Annotated in this window: 16 protein-coding genes; 5 read left to right on the top strand and 11 right to left on the bottom strand. The window is 62.6% G+C overall.

Annotated features, from left to right (window positions below):
• Positions 1-55 precede the first annotated feature (55 nt).
• Complete coding sequence (locus ACO08A_RS05780) at positions 56-682, bottom strand: TetR/AcrR family transcriptional regulator (protein ID WP_422040232.1); 627 nt, start codon at positions 680-682, stop codon at positions 56-58.
• Positions 683-837: 155 nt separating this feature from the next.
• On the opposite strand from ACO08A_RS05780, the gene ACO08A_RS05775 reads away from it, so the two are divergent.
• Together ACO08A_RS05775 and ACO08A_RS05770 are read left to right on the top strand one after the other, a co-directional pair.
• Positions 838-2,037: an efflux RND transporter periplasmic adaptor subunit gene (locus ACO08A_RS05775; RefSeq protein WP_422040231.1), complete on the top strand. Its 1,200-nt coding sequence runs from the start codon at positions 838-840 to the stop codon at positions 2,035-2,037.
• Positions 2,034-5,216 carry an efflux RND transporter permease subunit gene (locus ACO08A_RS05770; RefSeq protein ID WP_422040230.1) on the top strand — a complete coding sequence of 1,061 codons (3,183 nt, stop codon included), beginning with the start codon at positions 2,034-2,036 and terminating at the stop codon, positions 5,214-5,216. The genes ACO08A_RS05775 and ACO08A_RS05770 overlap by 4 nt, the downstream gene beginning before the upstream one ends.
• A 6-nt stretch (positions 5,217-5,222) precedes the next feature.
• Here ACO08A_RS05770 and ACO08A_RS05765 read toward each other — a convergent pair whose 3' ends face one another.
• From ACO08A_RS05765 to ACO08A_RS05755, 3 genes are all read right to left on the bottom strand, one after another.
• A complete protein-coding gene (locus tag ACO08A_RS05765; RefSeq protein WP_422040229.1) occupies positions 5,223-6,176 on the bottom strand; it encodes a class I SAM-dependent methyltransferase in 954 nt (317 codons plus the stop codon).
• Positions 6,177-6,315: 139 nt separating this feature from the next.
• Positions 6,316-8,751 (bottom strand): methyl-accepting chemotaxis protein, encoded by a 2,436-nt coding sequence (locus ACO08A_RS05760; RefSeq protein WP_422040228.1) that lies wholly within the window; start codon positions 8,749-8,751, stop codon positions 6,316-6,318.
• A 181-nt stretch (positions 8,752-8,932) separates the two neighbouring features.
• Positions 8,933-9,691: an SDR family NAD(P)-dependent oxidoreductase gene (locus tag ACO08A_RS05755; protein WP_422040227.1), complete on the bottom strand. Its 759-nt coding sequence runs from the start codon at positions 9,689-9,691 to the stop codon at positions 8,933-8,935.
• Between the two features lie 185 nt (positions 9,692-9,876).
• On the opposite strand from ACO08A_RS05755, the gene ACO08A_RS05750 reads away from it, so the two are divergent.
• Together ACO08A_RS05750 and bfr are read left to right on the top strand one after the other, a co-directional pair.
• Positions 9,877-10,059 (top strand): (2Fe-2S)-binding protein, encoded by a 183-nt coding sequence (locus ACO08A_RS05750; protein WP_422040226.1) that lies wholly within the window; start codon positions 9,877-9,879, stop codon positions 10,057-10,059.
• A 15-nt stretch (positions 10,060-10,074) separates the two neighbouring features.
• Complete coding sequence (gene bfr / locus ACO08A_RS05745; protein ID WP_422040225.1) at positions 10,075-10,560, top strand: bacterioferritin; 486 nt, start codon at positions 10,075-10,077, stop codon at positions 10,558-10,560.
• Between the two features lie 4 nt (positions 10,561-10,564).
• Here bfr and ACO08A_RS05740 read toward each other — a convergent pair whose 3' ends face one another.
• The 4 genes from ACO08A_RS05740 to ACO08A_RS05725 all read right to left on the bottom strand — a co-directional run bounded on the left by ACO08A_RS05740 (position 10,565) and on the right by ACO08A_RS05725 (position 14,789).
• The gene (locus tag ACO08A_RS05740) at positions 10,565-11,278 is read right to left on the bottom strand and encodes an ATP-binding cassette domain-containing protein (RefSeq protein WP_422040224.1); all 714 of its coding nucleotides are present in this window, start codon (positions 11,276-11,278) and stop codon (positions 10,565-10,567) included.
• Between the two features lie 6 nt (positions 11,279-11,284).
• Positions 11,285-12,985 (bottom strand): ABC transporter permease, encoded by a 1,701-nt coding sequence (locus tag ACO08A_RS05735; RefSeq protein WP_422040223.1) that lies wholly within the window; start codon positions 12,983-12,985, stop codon positions 11,285-11,287.
• Positions 12,986-12,989: 4 nt separating this feature from the next.
• Positions 12,990-14,207: an ABC transporter substrate-binding protein gene (locus tag ACO08A_RS05730; protein WP_422040222.1), complete on the bottom strand. Its 1,218-nt coding sequence runs from the start codon at positions 14,205-14,207 to the stop codon at positions 12,990-12,992.
• A gap of 126 nt (positions 14,208-14,333) precedes the next feature.
• Complete coding sequence (locus ACO08A_RS05725) at positions 14,334-14,789, bottom strand: Lrp/AsnC ligand binding domain-containing protein (protein WP_306141277.1); 456 nt, start codon at positions 14,787-14,789, stop codon at positions 14,334-14,336.
• 140 nt (positions 14,790-14,929) lie between these two features.
• Here ACO08A_RS05725 and putA point away from each other — a divergent pair, with 140 nt between their 5' ends.
• On the top strand, positions 14,930-18,070 hold the full coding sequence (gene putA, locus ACO08A_RS05720; RefSeq protein ID WP_422040221.1) for a bifunctional proline dehydrogenase/L-glutamate gamma-semialdehyde dehydrogenase PutA: 3,141 nt from the start codon (positions 14,930-14,932) through the stop codon (positions 18,068-18,070).
• A 914-nt stretch (positions 18,071-18,984) separates the two neighbouring features.
• Here the strand turns inward: putA and hrpB are convergent.
• The 3 genes from hrpB to ACO08A_RS05705 are packed head-to-tail and all read right to left on the bottom strand — an operon-like array spanning position 18,985 to position 22,936.
• Positions 18,985-21,456 (bottom strand): ATP-dependent helicase HrpB, encoded by a 2,472-nt coding sequence (gene hrpB / locus ACO08A_RS05715; RefSeq protein WP_422040220.1) that lies wholly within the window; start codon positions 21,454-21,456, stop codon positions 18,985-18,987.
• A gap of 11 nt (positions 21,457-21,467) precedes the next feature.
• Positions 21,468-22,508 (bottom strand): glucokinase, encoded by a 1,041-nt coding sequence (gene glk / locus ACO08A_RS05710; protein WP_422040219.1) that lies wholly within the window; start codon positions 22,506-22,508, stop codon positions 21,468-21,470.
• Positions 22,505-22,936 (bottom strand): methylglyoxal synthase, encoded by a 432-nt coding sequence (locus ACO08A_RS05705; RefSeq protein WP_422040218.1) that lies wholly within the window; start codon positions 22,934-22,936, stop codon positions 22,505-22,507. The genes glk and ACO08A_RS05705 overlap by 4 nt, the downstream gene beginning before the upstream one ends.
• Positions 22,937-23,071 lie beyond the last annotated feature (135 nt).

Here is a 23,071-nt window from a genome sequence, read left to right as displayed (position 1 = left end):
CCGCGTTTTGAAATGATGATCCTGCGCGTTGGATTAGGCGCAAGGCGGGATCCGGTCAAGCTTTGGTGTCGGCTGCGGGCGGCAGCAGCCGTTCCGTGGCGATCAGAATGGACTCGTCGATGTCGACCGGAAAGGCCGTGACTTCCAGTTTGCCGTCGATCGCCAGAAAGGAAAGACCGTGCACCTGTGTCCAGAGGGGAAAGGCTGCACGGGTGACGGTTTCGGTGATGTCCTGCTCACCCAGGTAGCGCGCCACTTCGCGCAGGAGCACGCCATATGAGGCGCGGCCGACTTCCCGCAGTTCCTCGATGCGTCCTGAATGCGAGCGTGTGCTGAACATCAGCCGGAAGGTATGCGGTTCCCGGATCGCGAAATCGACATAGACGCGCCCGATGGCCGAAATCGACGGCACCGTGCCTCTGTCGTACTTCGACGCATTTTCCTCCATCTCGGCTCCGAGCCTCTGGAGGCCGTCCTTGGCGACCTCGAGCAACAGGTCCTGCTTGTTCGCGAAGTGGCGGTAGGGGGCTGCGGTGCTGACCCCCGCAAGACGGCAGGCATCGGACATGGAAAACCCGTCGGGCCCGTGTTCCTCGAGCAGATTTCTGGCTGCTGAAAGAAGCTGTCCGCGCAGGTCGCCGTGATGATAGGCGCGCTTTTTCTTGATTTTACTCTCGGCCATTTTTCGCTGTTTCTGAAATTTTTTCCGTCGAATCCCTTGTCGAAGTTAGTTCTTCTAACATATGTTAGCAACAATAACATAGTTAGAGCCGTTCACATTCAGGATTCATGCGGGCTTTGAGCGGTTGCCGTCAAACGGAAGATGAGGACAAAGCAATGTCGAGCGAGAGTTCTGTTTCTGATACGGGCAAGACCGGCAATGGATTTCTGAAAAGACTGGGCCGCAGGCTCGTCAGCCTGACGACGTTCTCGATCAATATCGGCATCGCGGCGGCGGCCGTGATGATAGGCGTCACCACGATCCAGATGCGCGCCGCGGAAAAACCTGCCGTGGAGGCGGCTCCGCTCGTCGAGGTTCGCCCTGTCAAACCCGAGCATCAGGCCGGATACGAGGTGACCAGAAGTTTTGTCGGCCGCCTGGAACCGGCCCGGCGGACCGATCTCGGGTTTGAACTGTCCGGCACGATCCTCGCCATAGAGTTCGATGAGGGTGATCCCGTCAGGAAGGGCGAGGTGATCGCGGTTCTGGACACCCGCGCGCTGGCAGCCGAAAAAAGGCGTCAGACCGCCAACCGCAAGGCGGCGGAGAGCGACAGGGAACTTGCCACGCTGACGCTGGAGCGCCGCCAGAAACTGCGCGACGGCGGTCATGTCAGCGACCAAATCCTGGATGAAGCCCGCCTTGCCCTCTCCCGGCTCGACGCCACGCTTGATCAGATTGATGCGGCGATCGAGGCCATCGAGATCAGTCTCGACAAATCCGTATTGACGGCTCCCTTCGACGGATCGGTCGGGGAGAGACTGCTGGACGAGGGGGCAACCGTCGCGCCCGGCGCGCCCGTGCTTCGCCTGCTGGAAGTGGCAAAACCGACGGTGCGTATCGGCCTGGCCCCGGAAGTCGTCGATCGTCTCGATCGCAATGGCACGTTTCAGATCCGCATATCCGAACGGCAGTTCAAGGCAAGGTTGTCCGGTCTGCGTCCGGATCTTCAGACCAGCACGCGCACGATCGAAACCCTGTTTGAGCTCGACGGCGCAGATGCCGCGCCGCAATTCGGCCGCCTCGCCGAACTGTCGCTCACAGAGCGGATCGAGACCGAAGGTTACTGGGTGCCGACCGCAGCGCTGAAAGAAGGGCCACGCGGCCTTTGGACACTGCTGGCGGTGGTCGAAATCCGCACCGACACCGGTGAAGACAGGTTTGAGATCCGGCGGGAAGCCGTCGAGGTGCTTCACGCCGATGCGACGCGATCCTTCGTGCGCGGCACGATTTCGGGTGACACGAACATCGTTGCGGAGGGCGTGCACCGGGTTGTCGTCGGTCAAGAGGTCGGCCTGAGCGGTGAGGGGGCATGAGCATGTACACGATGTTCTTCAGGCAACCGCGCCTGGTCGCCCTCACGATCCTCGTCATCATTGCCGCCGGACTGTCCGCCCTGGTCGGGATCGGCCGGCAGGAAGACCCGACGATCACCAATCTCTTCGCAACCGTGACCACCGTCTATCCCGGTGCCGACCCGGCGCGCGTCGAAGCGCTGGTGACGGAGAAGGTGGAAGAGGAACTGCGCGAGATCGAAGAGATCGACGTGATCGAATCGACGTCCTCTTCCTCAATATCCATCATCCAGATCGAACTCCTCGACACCTTGCAGGACGATGTGATCGAACAGGTCTGGTCGGAGATCCGCGACAAGATCGGCGATGCCACCCGCGAATTTCCGCAAGGCGTCCTGGAACCGGAATTCAGCACGGAAGGCGCGGGCGCGTTTGCCTCGATCAGCGCCCTTGTCCCGCGGCATGACAGCGTGTCGGATGCGGTCCTTCTGCGCTATGCCGAAGGGTTGTCCGACGTCCTGCGGAATGTACCCGGAACGAAATCCGTCGAGATCTTCGGTGAGGTGGAAGAGGAAATTCTGGTCAGGATCGATCCGGCGCTCCTGGCATCCCTGTCGCTGACGGTTGAACAGGTATCGACTGCGATCAGATCCGCGGACGCAAAGGTGCGCGCCGGCCGCCTGCGTGCCTCCGAGCGTGAATTCCTGATCGAGGTGGAAGGCGAAATCACCGCGTTGGACAGGATCCGCCAGATCCCGGTGACGACCGGCCGGACGGGTATCGTGACCCGTGTCGGCGATATTGCGACGGTCGGCAAGGGCAAACGGGAACCCGTCGAGGAGCGCGCCTTTTCGGGCGGACGGCCCGCGATCCTCGTTGCCGCAAAAATTGCCGACGGCCTCCAGGTCGACGCCTGGATGGAACGGGTACGTGATGAGATTGCCGGGTTCGAAGCGGACATGCCGTATTCCATCGAACACCAGCTGGTGTTCGACCAAAGCCTCTACACCATCGATCGCCTGTCCAATGTCGGCCTCAACATCGCGATCGGCATGGGTCTCGTTGTTGCGGTTCTGCTGGTAACCATGGGGTTCCGGTCGGCCTTGATCGTCGCCATGGTGCTGCCTGTGGTCACGCTCGCGTCCTTCGCCACGATGAGCATGATCGGCCTGCCGCTTCACCAGATGTCCCTGACTGGCCTGATCGTTGCGCTCGGGCTGCTGGTGGATGCCGGGATCGTCATGACCGACGAGATCGGGCAGGCGCTGCAACGCGGGCTGAGCCGGCGCGAGGCGGTCGGGAATGCGGTCCGACGTCTGTTCGCCCCGTTGCTGGCGTCAACAGTCACGACGGCACTGTCCTTCATGCCGATGGTGCTGCTGCCGGGACCGGCGGGAGACTTTGTCGGCGCGATCGCGATTGCCGTGATCATCATGTTGCTGTGGTCGTTTGTCGTCGCCGTGACGCTGACGGCCGCCATTGCCGGCTGGGTGCTCCCCGTGCGTCCGGAAGAGGCACGGCGCAGCGGGTTCTCGCCGGCACGGCTCCTGTCGGTCCCGTTCCGGTTCTCGCTGAAGATGGCGATGCGCAATCCGGCGAGCTCTGTCGCGTTCGCGCTCGTGTTGCCCGTGATCGGCTTCATGAGCATGCCGACGCTCACCGCGCAGTTCTTCCCGGGCGTCGACCGGAACCAGTTTCACGTCGAGGTCGAGCTTGCGGATGGGACGGCGATCTCGCAGACCATGTCGACCGCCCGCGAAATCGACCAGGTGCTTGCCGGGACACAGGGCGTTGAGCAGATCACCTGGGTCGTCGGGAAAAGCGCCCCGGCCTTCTACTACAACATTGTCGGCAACCGGGATCAGGCCCCGGCCTTCGCGCAGGCGCTTGTCACGACCGTGTCCGAAGACGCGACCACGCGTCTTGTCCCGGATCTCCAGGCGGACCTGTCTGCGCGGTTTCCGAATGCGAGGATACTTGTGCGGGATCTGGTTCAGGGCCCGCCCGTGGACGCGCCGGTCGAGCTGCGCCTCGTCGGCCCGTCGCTGGAGGTTTTGCGCGAGCAGGGGGACATCCTGCGCCGCCTGGCGGCGCGCGTCGAGGAAGTAACCGTCGTGCGCACGACGCTGGACGGCGGATCCCCGAAGCTGAAACTGTCGGTCGACGAGGACAAGGCCCGCCTTCTGGGTCTCGGGCTCGCAGATGTCGCACGGCAGCTTGAAGCGACACTGGAGGGGGCGACCGGGGGCAGCCTCATCGAGGGCACGGAAGAACTGCCGGTGCGCGTGCGCGTGGGAGATGCGAAGCGGGGTGATCTCGCGCGCATTGCCAGCCTGCCGCTCCTGCCGGGCAGCGGCGTACCCGGGACGGCCGGTTACGAAGGGGTGCCCCTGTCCGCAATCGCCGACCTGCGTGTGGAGCCCTCCGAGGGACAGATCAACCGCCGCAACGGTGAACGCACCAACACGGTCCAGGCCTTTGTCCAGTATGGCGTCCTGCCGGAAGAAGCTCTGAAAAAACTCCAGTCGGAGCTGGAAGGTGCCGGATACGCTCTGCCCGACGGTTACCGCATGGAGACAGGCGGAGATTCAGACGCGAGGGACGACACGCTGAAAAACCTCATTGGTTCCCTCGGTCTGATCGTGCCGCTCTCCATCGCGGCGATCGTCCTGACCTTCAATTCGTTCCGTCTTGCTGCCGTAACGCTTGCGGTCGCCGGTCTGTCCGCGGGATTGAGCATCTTTGCGCTTGCGGTGTTCCAGTACCCGTTCGGGATCAACGCGATCATCGGCGTGATCGGGTCGATCGGCGTCTCGATCAACGCGGCGATCATCATCCTCACGGGCATGCAGCAGAACGAGGCCGCGGCGAACGGCGACCAGGCTGCAATGGTCGACGTGGTCATGGGCTCGAGCCGCCATATCGTGTCCACAACGCTGACGACGTTCGGCGGCTTTCTGCCGCTGATCCTCGGCGGCGGCGGCTTCTGGCCGCCCTTTGCGATGTCGATCGCCGGCGGCGTCCTGCTGTCGACGGTGATTTCGTTCTATTTCGCCCCGCCCATGTTCGCGATGGTTTACGCCCGCCGGCGCAAGTCAGGTGAAACCACCGCAGCGCAGCCCGCCGCGGACGAGGAGGCCGTCAAGTCGGACGAAACATGGTCGAATGACAATTACCGGTCGGCGATCGCGGCAGAGTAGCCGCGCTCAGCGGCTGCTCCACCTGGAAAAGAGGGAGGTTGAAAGCGCACGGTCTCCGCCTTCCTCGCCGATGACGAGTTCACCCGATTCCAGAAGTCCGCCCTGGTCGGCGAGCGTCTCCGCCATCAGCTCGTGGATGGAAAGAAAGCTGGAGCGGATCGCATAGGCTGTCAGGATCATGAACAGCGAGTCGCTGGTCAGCAACTGGCGCAGGTCGCTGAGCATGCCCGGCAGGCTGGTGTAGAGATCCCAGACCTCCCCCTTCGGCCCGCGCCCGTATTTTGGCGGATCCAGAATGATGCCGTCATAGGCGTTGCCGCGTCGCACTTCCCGGGCAACGAACTTCGCCGCATCCTCGCAGATCCACCGGATCGGGAGGTCTTCCAGTCCGGAGAGCGCCTGGTTCTCGCGCGCATAGCCGATGGCCTTCTTGGAGGCATCCACATGGGTCACCTGTGCGCCCTCGGTGGCCGGCAGAAGCGACGCCAGGCCCGTGTAGCCGAACAGGTTCAGGATCTTCAGCGGCCTGTCAGGAGTGCGCTCCCGCTCGGCGCGCACCTTGCCGTTGACCCAGTCCCAGTGCGCCGCCTGCTCCGGAAAGACGCCGACGTGGCGGAAGGACATGAAACGGCCGTTGTAGCGGACAGGGCCATAGGACATCGGCCAGGTTTCGGGCACGTTGCCGGAAAACTTCCAGCGTCCCGGCCCTTCCTCCTCCGTATCGCCGGAGAAGACCGCGTCCGCGCGGTTCCAGACACTGTCCTTGAGTTTGCGCGTTCCCATCGCCTGGGGCTCCGGCCGGACGATGGTGAAGCGGCCGTAACGCTCGAGCTTTTCGCCCGCGCCCATGTCGAGGAGGCGATAATCCTTCCAGCCCCTGGTTTCCAGGATCACCGGCCAGGATTGTTCGGGAGGGCTGCCATGGGGGGCAAAGGCTGCGGCGTCGATCTGCTTCGCCAAGACGGTATCTCGCTGGAATTCGGGTTTGTCCGTTTCCGCATAGTCCCCCGGGCGGGCAAGGTCAATCACCGAGCGGGCCGGAGAACGAAAAAGGGCGGAGTGCCCGGCACTCCGCCCCGATATTGGATGGCCCGGTTGATCAGGCCGCGGCGACCTCCGACAGGAACTGTTCGACTTCCTGCTTCAACTGGTCGGTCTTTTCCGTCAGCTCTCCGGAGGCCGACAGCACCATGTCGGCCGAGGAGGATGTCTGGTCGACGGCCTGTGACAGCTGGGTCATGGACGAGGACACGGCACCGGTGCCCTGGGCGGCACGCTGGACGTTCTGCGAGATCTCCGCAGTTGCCGCGCCTTGCTCTTCCACCGCGGACGCAATCGCCGTGGTGTAGCTGTTGACCTCGTTCATGGTTTCGGCGATTTCCCCGATGGCGACGACCGATTCCTTCGTGGCGTTCTGGATCTCGGTGATCTGGGAGCTGATTTCCTCGGTTGCCCGTGACGTCTGCGTCGCCAGCTCCTTCACCTCTGCGGCGACAACCGCAAAACCCTTGCCCGCTTCGCCGGCGCGGGCCGCTTCGATGGTCGCGTTGAGTGCAAGCAGGTTGGTCTGTTCGGCAATGGCCTGGATCAGCGTGACCACTTCACCGATCTTGGTTGCGGCTTCCGCCAGACCTTCGACCTTTTCGTTGGTCTCCCGTGTCCCGGTTGTCGCACGTCCCACGATCTCCGTGGTCTGCGCAACCTGGCGTGAAATCTCGCCGATGGAGGCGGCAAGCTCTTCCGCCGCGCTGGCAACCGTCTGAACATTCGTCGTGGTCTCGTTGGACGACGACTGTGTCTCGTTCGCGTAGCCGGCGCTGTCACGCGCGATTTCCGTCAGCGCCTGGGCGGTGTTGTCGAGACCGCCGGCCGTTGAGGCAACGGATCCGAGCGCTTCTTCGGCGGTGGCGCGGAAGCCGTTGATCAGGTCGTCGACCCTTTGCTGACGGGCGTGACGGGCTTCTTCCTCGTGAGCGTTCTGCTCCTGCAGATGCGCACGCTCGACCGCGTTGTCGCGGAACACCTGAACCGTGCGGCTCATGTTGCCGATTTCATCGCCGCGCTCGATGCCCGGAATGTCGACTTCATTGTCGCCGTTGGCGAGCCTGTCCATGACATTCGTGATCGTCTGGATCGGTTTGGTGATCGCCATGTTGAGGATGAAGGCAAGGCCGACGCCGCCGAGGATCGCGAGCAGGATCGTCATGATGATCTGCAGCTCGGCAGAGCCTGCGGCGCTGTTGGCTGCCTTGGACTGTTCGCTGGAGATCGCGGCAATGTCGCCGCTGACCTGGCGCGTCAGGCCGTCGAGTTGCTGGCGCTTTGCCAGAAGCTCGGTTTTCGCCGTCAGCATTTCCTTGAAGGACCTGTCCAGCGTTGCGACGGATGTCGCGATTGCCTCGATGGCTTCCGCAGCAGACGGCATAACGTTGGCGTATTTGACGAGTTCTTCTTCGAGCGCGACCACATTGGAGATCTGGGTTTCAACCGCAGACTTGTCTTCGACGCCGAAGGATCCGAACAGGTAAAGCAATTCCGCACGCGCCGACTCCGATGCCTTGCTCAGCGATTTGGCCTTGTCCGAGATCGCACGGATCGTTGCGAGCCGCGTCGACGCCGTGAGGGCGTCGCTCTTTGCCGTCTCGACGACGGGTGCAACCTGCTTCAGAACCTCGTCGGTCTGGGCGTTCATTTCCTCGATGCCCGTACCCACTGCAAGCCGCGCTTCGTAGCCTTCCGAAAAGCCGAGTTCCCTGTTGAGGTTTTCAACGACATCGAGGAGGTTTTTGGTTTTCGCGGCGAGTTGTGCCAGCGTCTTGGGCTGCATGCCCTCGATCTGCTTCATCCGGATCTGCTTTGCCGATGCGACCAGTTCGCTCGCAGTCTGGATGGCGGTTTGCAGCGCGTCGCCTTGCAGGTTGCCGTTGCCTTCCAGGTAGAGAAGCTGGATCTGCGTGACGCCGTCTTTCAGTTCGAAGATCCCGCGCTGGATGGCGGCGGCATCGTCAAGGCGGCTGTCCGCGGAAAATGCCTCCGCGCTGACCTGTTTTTCCTCGGTCAGCACGGCATCGCTGATGGTGAAGGCCAGCTGTCCGAGGTCGGACGTGCTGTCCTGCAGCGTTGCGAGACGTTCGGCCTGCTGGTTCGTCTGGGCGACCACTTCACCGAACGTTGTCTCGAACTTGGTCACGGCTTCCTTTGCGCCGGCCACCTGGCTTTCGGCTTCCGGATTGCCCGCGACTTCGTGCTCCAGTTCCTGAAGAGAGGCGCTCAGCTTGCCGATTTCCTGGTTGACCGCCTCGCTCAACTCCGCTGTCGGGTTGTTGAGATAGTCTTCCCGTTTGATCGAGGTTGCCTGCACCTGGCCGGCGACCTTGGCAGCATGATCGGCAACCACGAAACTGGACGAGAGGTTCTGGATGGCGAAGTAGCCGACGGCTCCGACAACGGCTGTCAGGAGCAGAACGGCGAAGAAGCCGCCACCGACCTTGAAGCCGAACTTCAGGTCGACCAAAGATTTCAGAATCTGTTTCATACGATCCCCGCATGGCTGTATTACAGCGTTTCCCTGCAGGGAGTGTCGCGGGAAGCAATGAATTTTGCGTAAATTGGATACGTATTTCTACCCCGGGGGTATACATATTGATTGTAATTAATGCGTATTCGTCGATATTTCTTTTTGTCAAAAACGGCACAAGACCTTTTCGGCCGGATTTTCACACATGTTGTCCGCCGTTGATATGGATTTCGGATCCCGTAACGTAAGAACTTCGCTCGGAACACAGATAGAAGATCGTGTCGGCAACTTCATCGGGCAGGCCCAGTCGCCTCAGCGGAATGTCCTCCACCAGCTTCTCGGTTCCCGGCGAAAGAATCGACGTGTCGATCTCGCCCGGCGCGATCGCGTTGACGCGGATGCCGTGCGGTCCGAAGTCCGCGGCCATCTCGCGGGTCAGGGCGGCCAGGGCGGCCTTCGAGGTCGCATAGGCGGTGCCCGCGAAGGGATGGACATGCATCCCGGCAATGGATGTCACGTTGACTACCGAGCCGCCGGCGGATTTCAGTTCCTCGAAGAGGCCGCGGCCGAGCAGGATGGGCGCGAAGAAATTGACCTGGAAGACGGTGCGCCACTCGTGCATCGCCGTGTTGAGCGAATTGAGCCGCTCTCCTTCGGATCCCTTCGGGCTGATGCCGGCATTGTTCACCAGCGCATTCAGCCGTGAGCCGTTTGCCTCGAGGCGCTTGCGGATTTCCTGAACGGCGAAGCCGAGGTTCTCCGGATCGGAAAGATCGACCTGAATGTGGTCTTCCGGTCCCATGGGCCAGGGGCATTTGTCCGAAAACGCCTGGCGCGAACAGGTGATGACGCGCCAGCCTTCCGCGGAAAACCGCTTGACGGTCGCGTGCCCGATGCCGCGGCTTGCGCCGGTCAGGACGAGTGTCGGGCGGGTGTCGGATGTGTCCTGGCCGCTCATGTCGGTTTCCTGTCAGTTGAGGGACGAGTCGGAAAAAGTTGACTCTTATAGTAGGGTTTCGTTATTGCGCATGAAACCCCGAATGCCAATATGGTCGGATAGCCGGACCCTGTGCGAACCCTACAATGATCGTCTGCTCCTGTAATGTCCTTTCTGAGAAGCAGCTTCGTGAAGCGGCGGAGGAAATGCGTGCCGACCCGAACGGCAAGGTGCCGACACCCGGCGCTGTGTTCCGGCATCTGGGCTGCCGGCCGAGATGCGGCAGCTGTTTTCCGTCCGTGATTGACATCATTCATGAAAAGGGGTCTGAAGAAGCAGGTGGTGCCGAGGCCGGGCCTGCAACCCTGAAACGCGCCGCGGGGCGATAGGAAGAGGAGAGCCTGATGAAGGGTGAAGCACAAGTAATCGAATACCTGAACAAGGCTCTGCGTCACGAACTGACCGCGGTCAACCAGTACTGGGTCCATGCGCGGCTCCTCGCCGACTGGGGTTTCGGCAAGCTCGCCGACAAGGAACTGGAAGAAGCCGACGAGGAACGCCAGCACGCCCAGGACCTCATGGACCGGATCATATTCCTGGAAGGTCTTCCGAACCTGCAGACGCTGGATCCGCTCAGGATCGGGCAGAATGTCAAGGAATGCCTGGAAGGAGATCTGGCGGCGGAATATGTCGCGCGGGCCCTCTACCACGAAGCCCGCGAGATTTGCCGTGACATCGGCGACTATGTTTCCATGGAACTCTTCGAAAAGCTGTTGAGCGACGAGGAAAGCCACATCGACTTTCTGGAAACCCAGCTCGACCTCATCGAGCGGATCGGTATCGACAACTATTCCCTGCTGCAGGCGAAGTCGGCCGACCAGGCGGAATGACGCGTCAGCTTTGAGCCGAAACCGGCTGCGGCCGGGTGGACCCGGAGCATCCCGTGCCGGGGTCCCGGCCATCGAGATAGTGGATCATGCCGCCGGCCGCCACCGCATCGTCCTGATCATGGGTCACCAGAAGCACTGGCAGGTTCTTTTCCCGCGCGAGGCGGAAAACAAGATCGCGGACACCGGCCCTGCGGGTCTGGTCGAGGCTCGAAAAAGGCTCGTCGAGCAGCAGCGCTTTTGGGTCTGCGAGTAGCGTTCGCATCAGGGCGACACGTGTTTGCTGTCCGCCTGAAAGCGTCGCCGGATCGCGCCCTGCAAATCCCGAAAGACCGACGTCTTCAAGGGCTTTCTGGGCAATCTCCACCCTTTCGGACCGCTTTCTGATAGAGGCTGGAATCGCGAACAGAAGGTTCTGCAATACCGACATGTGCGGGAAGAGCAGGGGCGCTTGAAACATCAGCCCGATATGCCGCTCCTGCGCGGGCCGCTCGGTCACGTCCTCGCCGTCCAGGAAAAGTCTGCCTTCCGCCTGAAAGTCCGGCTTCAGGAAACCGGCGATGAAGTCCAGCAGGCTGGACTTTCCACTGCCGCTTTCCCCCATGATGGTCAGAATGCTTCCCGGCCGGATCCGGCAGTCGATGCTGATGAGCGGTGCCCCGTCCAGACGGAGGCAGACCGCCTCCAGAACGAGGCCGGATGTGTCTTCTTGTGCACCCATCCGAATTCACCTTTCCAGCCGCATCGCGGCACGGTTTCTGAATACCAGAGAAGGAACCAGGGCCGCGACAACAAAAACGGCGAGCGGAATGATCAGCTGGAGAACCGCATAGAGCGCGGCGACCTGGCGATTGCCGCCGCTTGCCAGCGCCACGCTTTCCGTCGTGACCGTCACAACGCGTCCCGCACCGATCATCAGTGTTGGAAGATATTGCCCGACCGAGACGGCGGCCGCCACGGCGAATGTCACCAGGACGGGGCGCAGCAGAAGCGGCAGCCTTATCTGCCAGAATACCTTGAACCTGGATGCGCCCATGGACATGGCCACCTTGGCGTAGCGCGGGTCGAGCCGGTTCCAGGGATCGCTCAGGGCGAGAAAGGCGTAGGGAAACACGAACACGAGATGGGCAAGCAGGACCGCCTGGAACGTCCCGCTCAAACCACCGAGAAGAAACAGCATCTGCAGCCCGAACAGGAAGCTGATCTGCGGCAGCAGCAGAGGAAGAAAGATCAGGATGTTGAGCCGTCCCCGCACCGGGAGGCCGCGGAAACTGCGTGCGTCGAGCAGCCACAGGGCGAGTGCCGTGGCAGCGCCCGCCGCGGCAAAGGCAAGAGCGAGCGTTGCCGCAAGCGCGGGTGCTCCCATGCCGAAGGCGTCCGCCATGCGCTCGAGGCTCCATGTCTGCGGCAGGACGGCGGGGAACCACCAGGATCTTGCTGCCGTCCATATGGCCAGCAGCGCCATGGACGACGTCATGACGGCAACAATCAGGATCATCGGAATGAGGCCGGCCTGCCGGACAGGAAAGTCGCGCCGCCGGCGATGCCCGCTCGCGTATCGCGAGGTTTGCCAGAGCCCCGCAAGGCGTTCGATGCCCAGATAGGTCAGCAAGGCGAACGCACTGACCAGAAGCTGCAAGAGGGCACCGGCGGACGCCATCAGCCGTTTGCTCAGATCGGGGTCGTTCATCCAGGCGACGAGACGGGGTGCGAGCGGGGGCGGCGTCGTGGGTCCGAGGATTTGCGCCACGTCAACCACCGAGGTCGAATAGGCGATCACCGCCAGCATCGGCAGGCGGATCAACGGGTAGATCTGCGGCAGAACCACCTTGAAAAAGACGCTCATGCGGCCATAGCCGAGGCTCGCTCCGGCCTTGTAGAAATCCTTGATATACGGCCTGTTGAGCGCTGCGAGCGTCATCAGGAACAGGAAAGGGACTTCCTTCGCCACGAGCCCGAAGGTCATCGCGAGACCTGCGGGATCGTTCAGGATCAGGACGTCCGGCGGTCTGCTCCATCCGGTCGCCCAAGGCGAGAAAAGGCGGACGAGAAAACCGGATGGCGCGATCAGGAACGCGAGCCCGATCGCCGCGGCGGCATGTGGAACGGACAGAAGCGGTGACAGGAAGCGGGTCACACGCTGGAAGGTGCGGGTGCCTGCCCAGCCGGCGGTGAAGACCAGGACGATGGCCAGCGACAGAAGCGAGGCTGCCAATCCGGTGCCGAAGCTGAGCAGGACCGATCTTGAAAGCCCGGGCATCTCCAGAAGACTGTGCAGCGGAGCGAGCGAAAGCGACGTGTAGCCCAGCACCGGCAGATACCCGAAGGCGGGCAGGATGGTCCCGGCCAGTCCAGCGAGAACCGGGCCGGCCAGCAGGATCACCACGATCAGGGTCGGAAGGTTGAATATGCGGCTCTGTGCCGGCAATGGCCTACTCGCTGCCGGCGCCGTAGCGCGCGGTCCACGCCTCCTCCACTGCGGCGACCCAGCTTGGATGCGGTTCCGGCAGAACCGATCCGAGATCCTCGGGCGCCAGTGTCGCCGGTCCCAGATCCATCGCATCGAACAGGGCTTTCTCGTTCGCGGGTAGCGCGGCGACGTTAAGGACGGTCGGATCGCCCCAGATCTCGGGCTCCTGCTTGCGCGTTTGCGCCATGGGGCTCAGCAGGAAATTCGCATAGACCTTCGCGCCGGCCTTGTTGGAACTGTTGAAGGGGATGGCCACGAAATGGGTGTTGCCGATCGTGCCGCCATCGAAAACGAACGTCCGCACCGTTTCGGGCAGCTCCCCGTTTGCGATCGCACCGGAGGCGTCACCCGGATTGAAGGAAAAGGCAATATCCAGTTCGCTGTCGGCCAGCAGCTGGCGCATGTCGGCCGCGTTCTTCGGAAAAGCCTGGCCCTGCCGCCACAAATGCGGGTGCAGATCGTCCAGGAAGGCAAACAGTGGTGCGACCGTTTCCTCGAATGTGCTTTCATCCACCGGGGACGACAGGACGGACGTGTTCGCAACCGTGTCGGCAAGCGCCTGTTTCAGGAAGGTGGTGCCATAGAAATTCGGCGGCTGGGGGTAGGAAAACCGACCGGGGTTCTGTTTTGCATAGTCCAGCAACCCGTTCAGATCGGATGGCGGCGTCTCCAGTCTGGCGCTGTCATACATGAACACGAGCTTGGCCATGCCCCACGGACTTTCCTGACCGTCGGTCGGAACGGTAAAGTCGACGGCGACGGTCGGTTTGTTCTCAACATCGACATATTGCCAGTTGGGCAGGGTTTGCGCCCAGCCCGGCGCCGCCAGAAGTCCGTTCTTCTTCATGGACGCGAAATTCTCGCCGTTGATCCAGATGAGATCGACCGCCCCGCCGTTTTCCTTGCCGACCGACTTTTCCGCAAGCACTTGCGAGACCACATTCGCCGTATCGCTCGCTTTCACGTGGACGACCCGGACGCCGTAGTCGCGCTCGACTTCGCGCGCCGCCCATTGGATGTAGGCGTTGATGCGCGGTTCTCCGCCCCACGCATGAAAATAGACGGTCTGTCCCTTGGCGTTGTCAAGGACGGCCTGCCAGTCCTGATCCTGGGCATGCGCCCCAAGCGTGGCAAGAAGGAGCCCGGCAAGGCCGGTGGCGGTGGAAAGCAGTCGCTTCATCCATGTCCCCAATTTTGGTTCTTTTTTGCTGCCCGTTCCCTCGCGCATCCGGCCCGACACGGTCAACACAAGGCTTTGTGAATTAGGCGTGTCGAAACGGCCCCGTGTGTTGTGTCCGGAGGGCCCTCAGACAGGCAATATATGCGTGTCCTTGATTTCTTCCATGACGGCATAGGTATGTGTTTCGCGCACGCCGGGAAGGGCCAGAACCACGTCGGACAGAAAGGCCCTGTAGGCTTCCATGTCCCTGACACGGCTTTTCATGAGATAATCGAACCCGCCGGCCACCATGTGACACTCAAGGATGTCCGGGGCGCGTTCGACCGCACGCTTGAACGCATCGAAGATTTCGGGCGACGTTCTTTCAAGACGGATTTCGACGAACACCAGCAAGCCGCGCTCGACCTTCCTTGGATCGAGTGTCGCCGAGAAACCTTCGATATACCCTTCCCGGACAAGACGCTTCATACGCTCTGCCGTTGCCGTCGGCGAGAGGCTGACCCGCTCTGCGAGGTCCGTATTGGTGACGCGGCCGTCTTCCTGCAGCACCTTCAAAATTCTCCGGTCAGTGGCATTGAGCATTGGGGAAATCCCTGTAAATTTCAAGTTTAATGGAGAATAAACTGAATTGAGACCGAAAAATAGTGAAAACATCCGTACATTTTCCGTTAATTTAGGGAAATAGTCTGGATGCGCCTGTTGAGGCGTTTTGGGAGGTGCTCATGACCGCAGCCGCTGCCGCAGTGACAACGATGAACGATAGCGATCTGGTGCCGTTCCGATCCGCCTATGCCCCCGATGAACGGCAAACGGTGGAGGCGATGCTGAAGGATGCCGCCGGAGATCCGGTCGTGGAGAAGCTGATCGATCAGCGCGCGCGCGGCTATATTCACGACATGCGCGCCGTTCAGGTCGGTCTTGGCGGCGTTGAGGACTTCATGCGGGAGTTCGGCCTGACGACCCGTGAGGGTCTTGCCATGATGGTGCTGGCCGAGGCGCTGCTGCGCGTGCCGGATGCGAGCACCGCCGACAAGCTCATTGAAGACAAGCTGGCTGCCGCCCGGTTTGACGACCCGTCCGGCCACAAGTCCGACACCTGGCTCGTTTCCGCCTCTTCCTGGGCGCTGGGCGTGACGTCCCGCCTGCTTCATCCCGGCGATACGCCTCAAAGCATCCTGTCCAGCCTGGTCAAGCGGATGGGCATGCCAACCGTGCGCGTTGCGACGCGCAAGGCGATGACCCTTCTCGGACATCAGTTCGTTCTGGGCGAAACGATTCAGAAAGCGTTAGAGCGCGCAAAGGCGCAGGAAGCCAAGGGCTACCGGTATTCCTACGACATGCTTGGCGAGGGCGCCCGCACGGCGAAGGACGCCGAGCGCTACTTCCGGTCTTACGCCAACGCCATCGAAGCCATCGGGAAATCGGCAGGGGATAAAGCTCTGCCCAACCGGCCGGGGATATCCGTCAAGCTGTCTGCGCTGCATCCGCGCTATGAAGCGGTCAACGGCGAACGCGTCCGCGACGAACTGCTGCCGAAACTGCGGGAACTCGTGCAGATGGCGAAGGACCGCAACCTCAATTTCACGGTCGATGCCGAGGAGGCCGACCGGCTGGAGATTTCTCTTGATGTGATCGCCGCGCTGCTCACCGATCCGGTGACGGAGGGCTGGGACGGGTTCGGCCTTGCGGTCCAGGCCTATCAGAAGTGCGGCACCGACGTGATCGACTGGCTCGTCGACGCTGCCCGCAAGACCGGCCGGAAGCTGATGGTCCGCCTGGTCAAGGGCGCCTACTGGGACACGGAAATCAAGCGGGCCCAGGAAGAGGGTGTCGACGGATATCCGGTCTTCACCCGCAAGGCGGCGACGGATCTTTCCTACCTGTGCTGCGCCAAGCGCATGCTGGCGGCCAGGGATGTTCTCTACCCGCAATTTGCCACCCACAACGCCCTGACGGTCGCGCAGATCATCGAGCTTGCCGGCGGATCGTCCGAAGGCTACGAGTTCCAGCGTCTTCATGGCATGGGCGAAAGTCTCTACAAGTCCGTTTGCGAGCGCGACGGCTTTCCGACCCGGATCTACGCCCCTGTCGGCGGGTACAAGGATCTCCTTGCCTATCTCGTGCGGCGTCTTCTTGAAAACGGCGCCAATTCGTCCTTCGTGACGATTGTCGGCGATGCTTCCGTCTCCGTTGAATCCATGCTGAAGCGCCCGGCTGAAATCCTCGACAACGGCCACCATGCGGTCAATCGCTCGATACCCTTGCCGATCGACCTTTACGGCGACAGCCGACGCAACGCGGAAGGAGTCGAATTCGGCTGCGCCGCCGAGCGCAATGCGCTTGTCGAGGGCATGGCCCGGACGCAGGCACCGTTCACGGAGGCCGGCCCGCTCGGCAAGGGCCTTGTCCCGGGCGGTGAGGCGCACCCGGTATTCGCGCCGATGGACGGCACGACAAGGGTCGGCACGGTCCGGTTCGCCGACACCGAGACCGCCCGCAAGGCGATCGAGACGGCCCGGAAGGGTTTCGAGGCCTGGTCACGCAAACCCGTCAACGAAAGGGCGGCGGCACTTGAACGGCTGGGCGATCTGCTGGAGGAAAACCGCGACCGGCTGATGATGATCCTTTCCATGGAAGCCGGAAAGTGCCTTCCGGACGGCATTGCCGAAATCCGCGAAGCAGTCGACTTCTGCCGCTACTACGCCAATGAGGCCAGAACGCTGTTCGGCGAAGGCCGGCTGATGCCGGGGCCGACCGGCGAGGAGAACCGCTACCGCTACCGCGGCCGGGGTGTTTTCGTCTGCATTTCGCCATGGAATTTCCCGCTCGCCATTTTCCTCGGACAGATCAGCGCCGCGCTTCTCGGCGGCAACGCGGTGGTCGCCAAGCCGGCGGAGCAAACGCCTTTGATCGCCTTTGAAACCGCCAGACTGATGTACCAGGCCGGCATTCCCGAAGACGCCTTTTTCCTTCTGCCGGGCGAGGGCGATATCGGCGCGGCACTGACCGCACATCCCGCCGTCGCGGGTGTCGCCTTCACGGGGTCGACCGAGACCGCCTGGGCCATCAATGGAACGCTCGCGGCTAAACGCGGCCCGATCGTGCCGCTGATTGCCGAGACCGGCGGCATCAATGCCATGCTGGTGGATGCCACCGCGCTGCCGGAACAGGTCTGCGACGATGTCATGATGTCCGCCTTCCGTTCCGCCGGCCAGCGCTGCTCGGCATTGCGCCTGCTCTATGTCCAGGACGATGTCGCCGACACGCTGCTCGCGATGCTGGAAGGCGCGGCGAAGGAACTCGGTCTTGGAGATCCGCGCCAGCCGTCAACGGATATCGGTCCGGTGATCGATGAGGAGGCGCGCGACAACATCATGTCCCACATCCACGACATGAGCGAAACGCAAACGCTGCGGTTTGCCGGCAAAGTACCGGATGGAGACCTCGCCAACGGTTCCTGGGTCGCGCCGCACATCATCGAGCTGGACAGCGCGGATGCGCTGACCCGCGAGGTCTTCGGCCCGGTCCTGCACGTGGTGCGCTACAAGGCAGGCGACATCGACAGCGTGCTCGACCAGATCGCCTCCACCGGCTACGGGCTAACCCTCGGCGTTCACAGCCGCATCGACGCGACGGTCAAGAAGGTCGTCGACCGTCTCTCCGTCGGCAACGTCTATGTCAACCGCAACACCATCGGCGCGGTCGTCGGAACCCAGCCTTTCGGCGGCTCTGGCCTGTCCGGAACGGGGCCGAAGGCGGGCGGTCCGATCTATCTGACCCGTTTCGCGCTGGAACAGGTCGTCTCCATCAACACGGCCGCCGCCGGCGGCAACGCCAGCCTCGTCGCGGCATCGGATGATTGACACGCTTCTGATCGCCGTCGAACGATCCACTTGCCCGCTGAGCGTCTGTTACCTCTCCCATTGGGAGAGGTCGGCGCGCATGCGCCGGGTGAGGGGACAATCCGCTGCGGGATAGTCAGTCGTCTGATCCCTCACCCTGACCCTCTCCCACTGGGAGAGGGAAATTTCGCTCTGTCTCTTGCGCAACGGCCCTCCATCGTCACTCCGGACCCAGCGGAGCGGAGATCCGGGACGACGAAATGGCAATGGTCCGCCAATCCCTTAAGTGCCGCCACGGCTCGCCCAATAAAACAACCTCATCCTGAGGAGGACCGTCAGGTCCGTCTCGAAGGATGGAAGACAGGGCACAGAATTTGCCGCCCATCCTTCGAGACAGCGCTCCCACGCTTCCTCAGGATGAGGCCTTGCCCATCCCCCTCTCCGTCTTTGCAGGGCGTGACCCTGCAATCCATGCCACGGGTGTTTCCGGCAAGTTCCTGTCCGAGTGAGGCGAAACGGCATGGATGCCATGATCGGGTCCACGGCTGTCCGGACTGGAAAATACTTTCGCGGTTATATCGTTGAGAACGCGGCATAATTCCGATCGATGTCAAATCTGGATACGCTTTTTCCGGATTTGTCGTCCCGATTTGCCGCATATGTGGCAAGACCGGGAACCAGTATCCCTATGACGAGAAGTTAAAAGAAGAAGGAGAAACAAGTGGCTACTGGCTTCCGGCCTTCCGTTGCGCGTCAGCCGGAATGACAAGTTCATTGACTGGGGATCGTTTCAAGAGATCATTCCCGGATCAATCCGGACAGCAGTGGATCGTGGCACGGCTTGACGCCGGTTGAGACGGAACCGCCCAGTTTCCTTGGTCACCACACCTCTATTCCGCAGCGTCAAGGCCCGAAGGAAAGGAAGGTGCACAAGCTCACGTCCCTCTCGGCTTCGCCCGCCGCGTTGCTTCGGCCTCTGTCGGATCGTCCGGCCAGGGATGTTTCGGATAGCGGCCCTTCATGTCGGCTTTCACATCCGCCCACGACCCTGCCCAGAAGCCGGGCAGGTCCTTGGTGACCTGGATGGGACGTTGCGCAGGCGAGAGCAGTTCCAGGATCAGCGGCAGCTTGCCGTCGCAGACGCTCGGGTGCTCCGTCAAACCGAAAAGTTCCTGGACGCGGATCGAGAGCGTCGGCCCGGCCGCAGCGCCGTAGTCGATCGGAACCTTGCTGCCGGTCGGAGCGGTGAAATGAGAGGGCGCAAGAGCGTCCAGTCTCGCCGATGCATCATAAGGCATTAATCCGGCAAGCGCGTTTCCGAGGACCCCGGCATCGACGGCGCCGATCGCCGTCAGCCCGGACAGATACGGCTGCAGCCAGTCTTCAAGCGTTTCCAGAAGATGCTGGTCGCCGAGTTCGGGAAGATCGGCCGCGCCGTTGTCCCGCGCGTAGGCAACCCGTTTGCGCAGGCGGTTCTGTTCCTTGCTCCAGGGCAGCCGGGCAATGCCGCGCCGGCGGATCTCCTTCGTGAGAGCTTTTTCAACGGCCTCCGGTGAAGCGGATTTAATCGCGGCCGTCTGCAGTTCCACCGCCTTGTAGCGGGTGACGCGCCGGGCCTTGAGCGCGCCGTCGGGCGTCAGCTGAACATCGTCTTCCTCGACGATCTCCCCGGTGAAGAGATCCTCGATCTCTTCCCTTGAGATTGGCGCGCACAGTTGAATGCGGCCATTGGCGGCCTTGCCCTGTATGTCCGCGACGACGAGGAACCGTTCCCCGGCAAGGGCGTGTTCCGGCTCCAGCTCTGCACCGCGTCCATTGGCGAGGCGGAAACGGCCGCTCTGCCCGCGTGCCTGCGCAACCCGGTCCGGATAGGCAAGGGCAAGCAAAAGCCCTGCGCTGTCGATGTCGGTATCGGCATCGGCGCCCCCGGCCTGTTTCAGCCACCTGGTCGCGAGGGCCCGGCCGTCCTTCGCACGCTGGCCCTTGTCGGACCGCAGGGCGCGCAACCGTGCGCGCAAATCCGGATCGCGTCCGCCGAGACCCGGTTCGGAGAGGCACAACGCAACGAGCGCCGCCGTGTATCCGAGCCGCTGGCCGATGCCCTCGATCACCATATGCGCAAGGCGCGGATGCAGGGGCAGCTTTGAAAGCGCCTTGCCCGCGCGCGTCAGGCGACCGGCCGCGTCGATTGCGTGAAGATCCTCCAGAAGGGATTTCGCTTCTTTCCAGGCGGCTGCCGGCGGCGGGTCCGCGAACGCAAGGCTTCCCGGATCGAGCGTTCCCCAGGCAGCGAGATCCAGAACGAGCCCGGTCAGATCGGCCTCCAGGATTTCCGGAGCCTCGGCCGCTGGCAAAGCCGCTGTCTGGGCTTCATCCCAGAGACGATAACAGACACCGGGTTCGGTTCTGCCCGCGCGTCCCTGCCGCTGGTCCGCGGAAGCGCGCGACACGCGTACCGTTTCAAGACGAGTGAGGCCGGTCTGGGGTTCGTATCTGGGAACGCGCGCGAGACCGCTGTCGATCACGACGCGAACGCCCTCGATCGTCAGGGACGTCTGGGCGATGGCGCTGGCGAGCACGATCTTGCGGGTTCCGTCTTCGGCCGGCCGGATGGCCGCGTCCTGTGATCTTGCGTCCAGCCCGCCATAGAGCGGTGCGATGGTGCAATGTACCGGGACCTTGCCGGAAAGGAGGTCCGCGACACGCCTGATTTCGCCCTGGCCGGGGAGAAACACCAGCAGCGAACCCGCTTCGTCGCGCAAGGCATGGTGAATGGCACCGACGATCTGCGGTTCGATCCTGGCCTTGGCATCGCGGCCCAGATAGCGCGTTTCGACCGGGAAGCTCCGCCCCTTGCTTTCCAGGACGGGCGCGTCGCAGAGCAGTTTGGAAACGGAGGCGGCATCAAGCGTTGCCGACATCGGCACGAGGCGCAGGTCTTCGCGAAGCGCCGATTGCACGTCCAGTGCCAGAGCAAGTCCGAGGTCCCCGTCGAGCGAGCGCTCGTGAAACTCGTCGAACAGGACCGCGGCAACGCCGGTCAGCTCCGGATCGTCGAGGATCAGCCGGGTGAACACGCCTTCGGTGATCACCTCGATGCGGGTTCTGGAGCTGACCTTGGTTTCCATGCGCACCCGGTAGCCGACGGTGTCTCCCGGCCGTTCGCCAAGCTCGCTCGCCATGCGCCGCGCCGCCGTGCGCGCGGCAAGCCGGCGCGGCTCCAGAACCAGGATCTTTCCATCCCGGCGCCAGGGCGCATCCAGGAGGGCGAGCGGAACGCGTGTCGTCTTGCCCGCACCCGGTTCCGCAACCAGGACCGCGTTCGGTCTTTCTTCGAGCGTGTGCAGAAGGTCCGGCAGAACCGCGTCTATCGGAAGTCTCGACGAGAAGATGCGGGACACGGCCATGGCCTGGTGCTCTAAGCTGCAGGTGATGTGCTGTCGGCTGTCCACTGCCGTCCCTGCATGTCGACCGCGAAGGCGTTCGGCTCGCGTGCGAAGGAGGCAAGCCCTTCAAGCGCCGGATCGGGATGGCGCACGATGAAGGTCGGTATCTTGCCCATGAGCGTTTCATGAGGTGACTTGGCTTCGAACGCGGACCTGAAATCGCCATCGGTCAGAAACCGCGTGATGCGGGGCGTAATGCCCCCGGTCAGGTAGACACCGCCACGCGCAAGGACGGTAAGAGCGCAGTCGCCGGCAACGCGTCCCAGGCTTCTGGCAAAGATGTTCAGCGTCTTGACCGCGACCGGATCGTTGTCTTCGGCCGCCTGCGTGATCGTGGCGGGCGTGTCGAAGGACCGTTCGGCGTTCATCCAGACGCCGACGGCCCGTGCCAGGCGCGGCAACCCCGTCCCGCTCAGAAGCTGTTCCGCGCCGATGCGCCCGCCGACCCGCTCGATATGCGGCCAGATCTGGACATCTTCTTCGCTCACCGGTCCGAGTTCGACATGTCCGCCTTCGCCGGGTACGGGAACCCAGGTTCCGGCCGCGAAGATCATTGCCGCTGCACCGAGCCCGGTTCCGGGACCGAGGACGAATTTGGCACTGTTTGTGCGGATGGCTCCGGTCCCGACCTGTTCGATATCGCCGCCGCTGTATCCCGGCAAGGCAAGCGCCTGCGCCTCGAAGTCATTGAGAACCACGACCTCTTCCAGGCCGAGATCGGCGATCATCTTCAGAGGTTCGATGACCCAGGCGGCGTTGGTCAGCGGGATGGCATCGCCGGTTACCGGGCCGGCAACGGCAATGATCGCTGTCCGGGGTCGCGCTTCGGCTTCCGGAAACACGGCTGCACGTATGGCGGAGGAAATGTCCGGATGATCGGCTGTTGCCGTCTTCCCGCACATGCGTGTGGGCGCGTCACTGCTGTCGACAAGCGCGAAACGGGCATTGGTGCCGCCGATATCGGCAACGAGAACGGGATACGCGAAGGATTTAGAACCTGGCTTGCAATTCATGACTTGGACGTACCGACCTCAGGTGTATCGGATGTTGTCTGAAGGCCCTGCAGGCGCGCTGACCGGAGCAGGATGTCTGCCGTGGATTCGTTGAGCGCCATGGGAATGTCGTAGACCAGTGCCAGCCGCATCAGCGCTTTGACATCAACGTCATGCGGCATCGGGGATAGGGGGTCGACAAAGAAAAACAGGCCCTGCAGCTTCCCTTCCGCGATCATCGCGCCCAGTTGCTGGTCTCCGCCGAGAGGACCGCTCTTCAGGCGCTCGAGCCGGAGTTCCGGACAGGCCTCCAGCACGCGGCCGCCGGTCGTGCCGGTCCCGACCAGGTTGAACGCCGCCAGTTTTTCGCGGTGGCGCAGGGCGAAGTCCACCATCGCATCCTTTTTTGCGTCATGCGCAACAAGGGCAAGTGTCGGCGTGGCTGGCATTCGGGTTCCTCTCGCGGCAAGACCGATGGGCGGCTTGGTTATTAGCCGCAAAGTGGGCTGCGCGCAAAGGGGGAACCGCCAGAAGATTGCGGAAAGGCGCGATTCCGGCGAAAAAATTCGGGAGACAAAAAAAAG

It is taken from the genome of Roseibium sp. (assembly GCF_965232425.1).
Classification (GTDB): Bacteria; Pseudomonadota; Alphaproteobacteria; order Rhizobiales; family Stappiaceae; genus Roseibium.
This window is presented reverse-complemented; position numbering and strand designations above follow the sequence as displayed.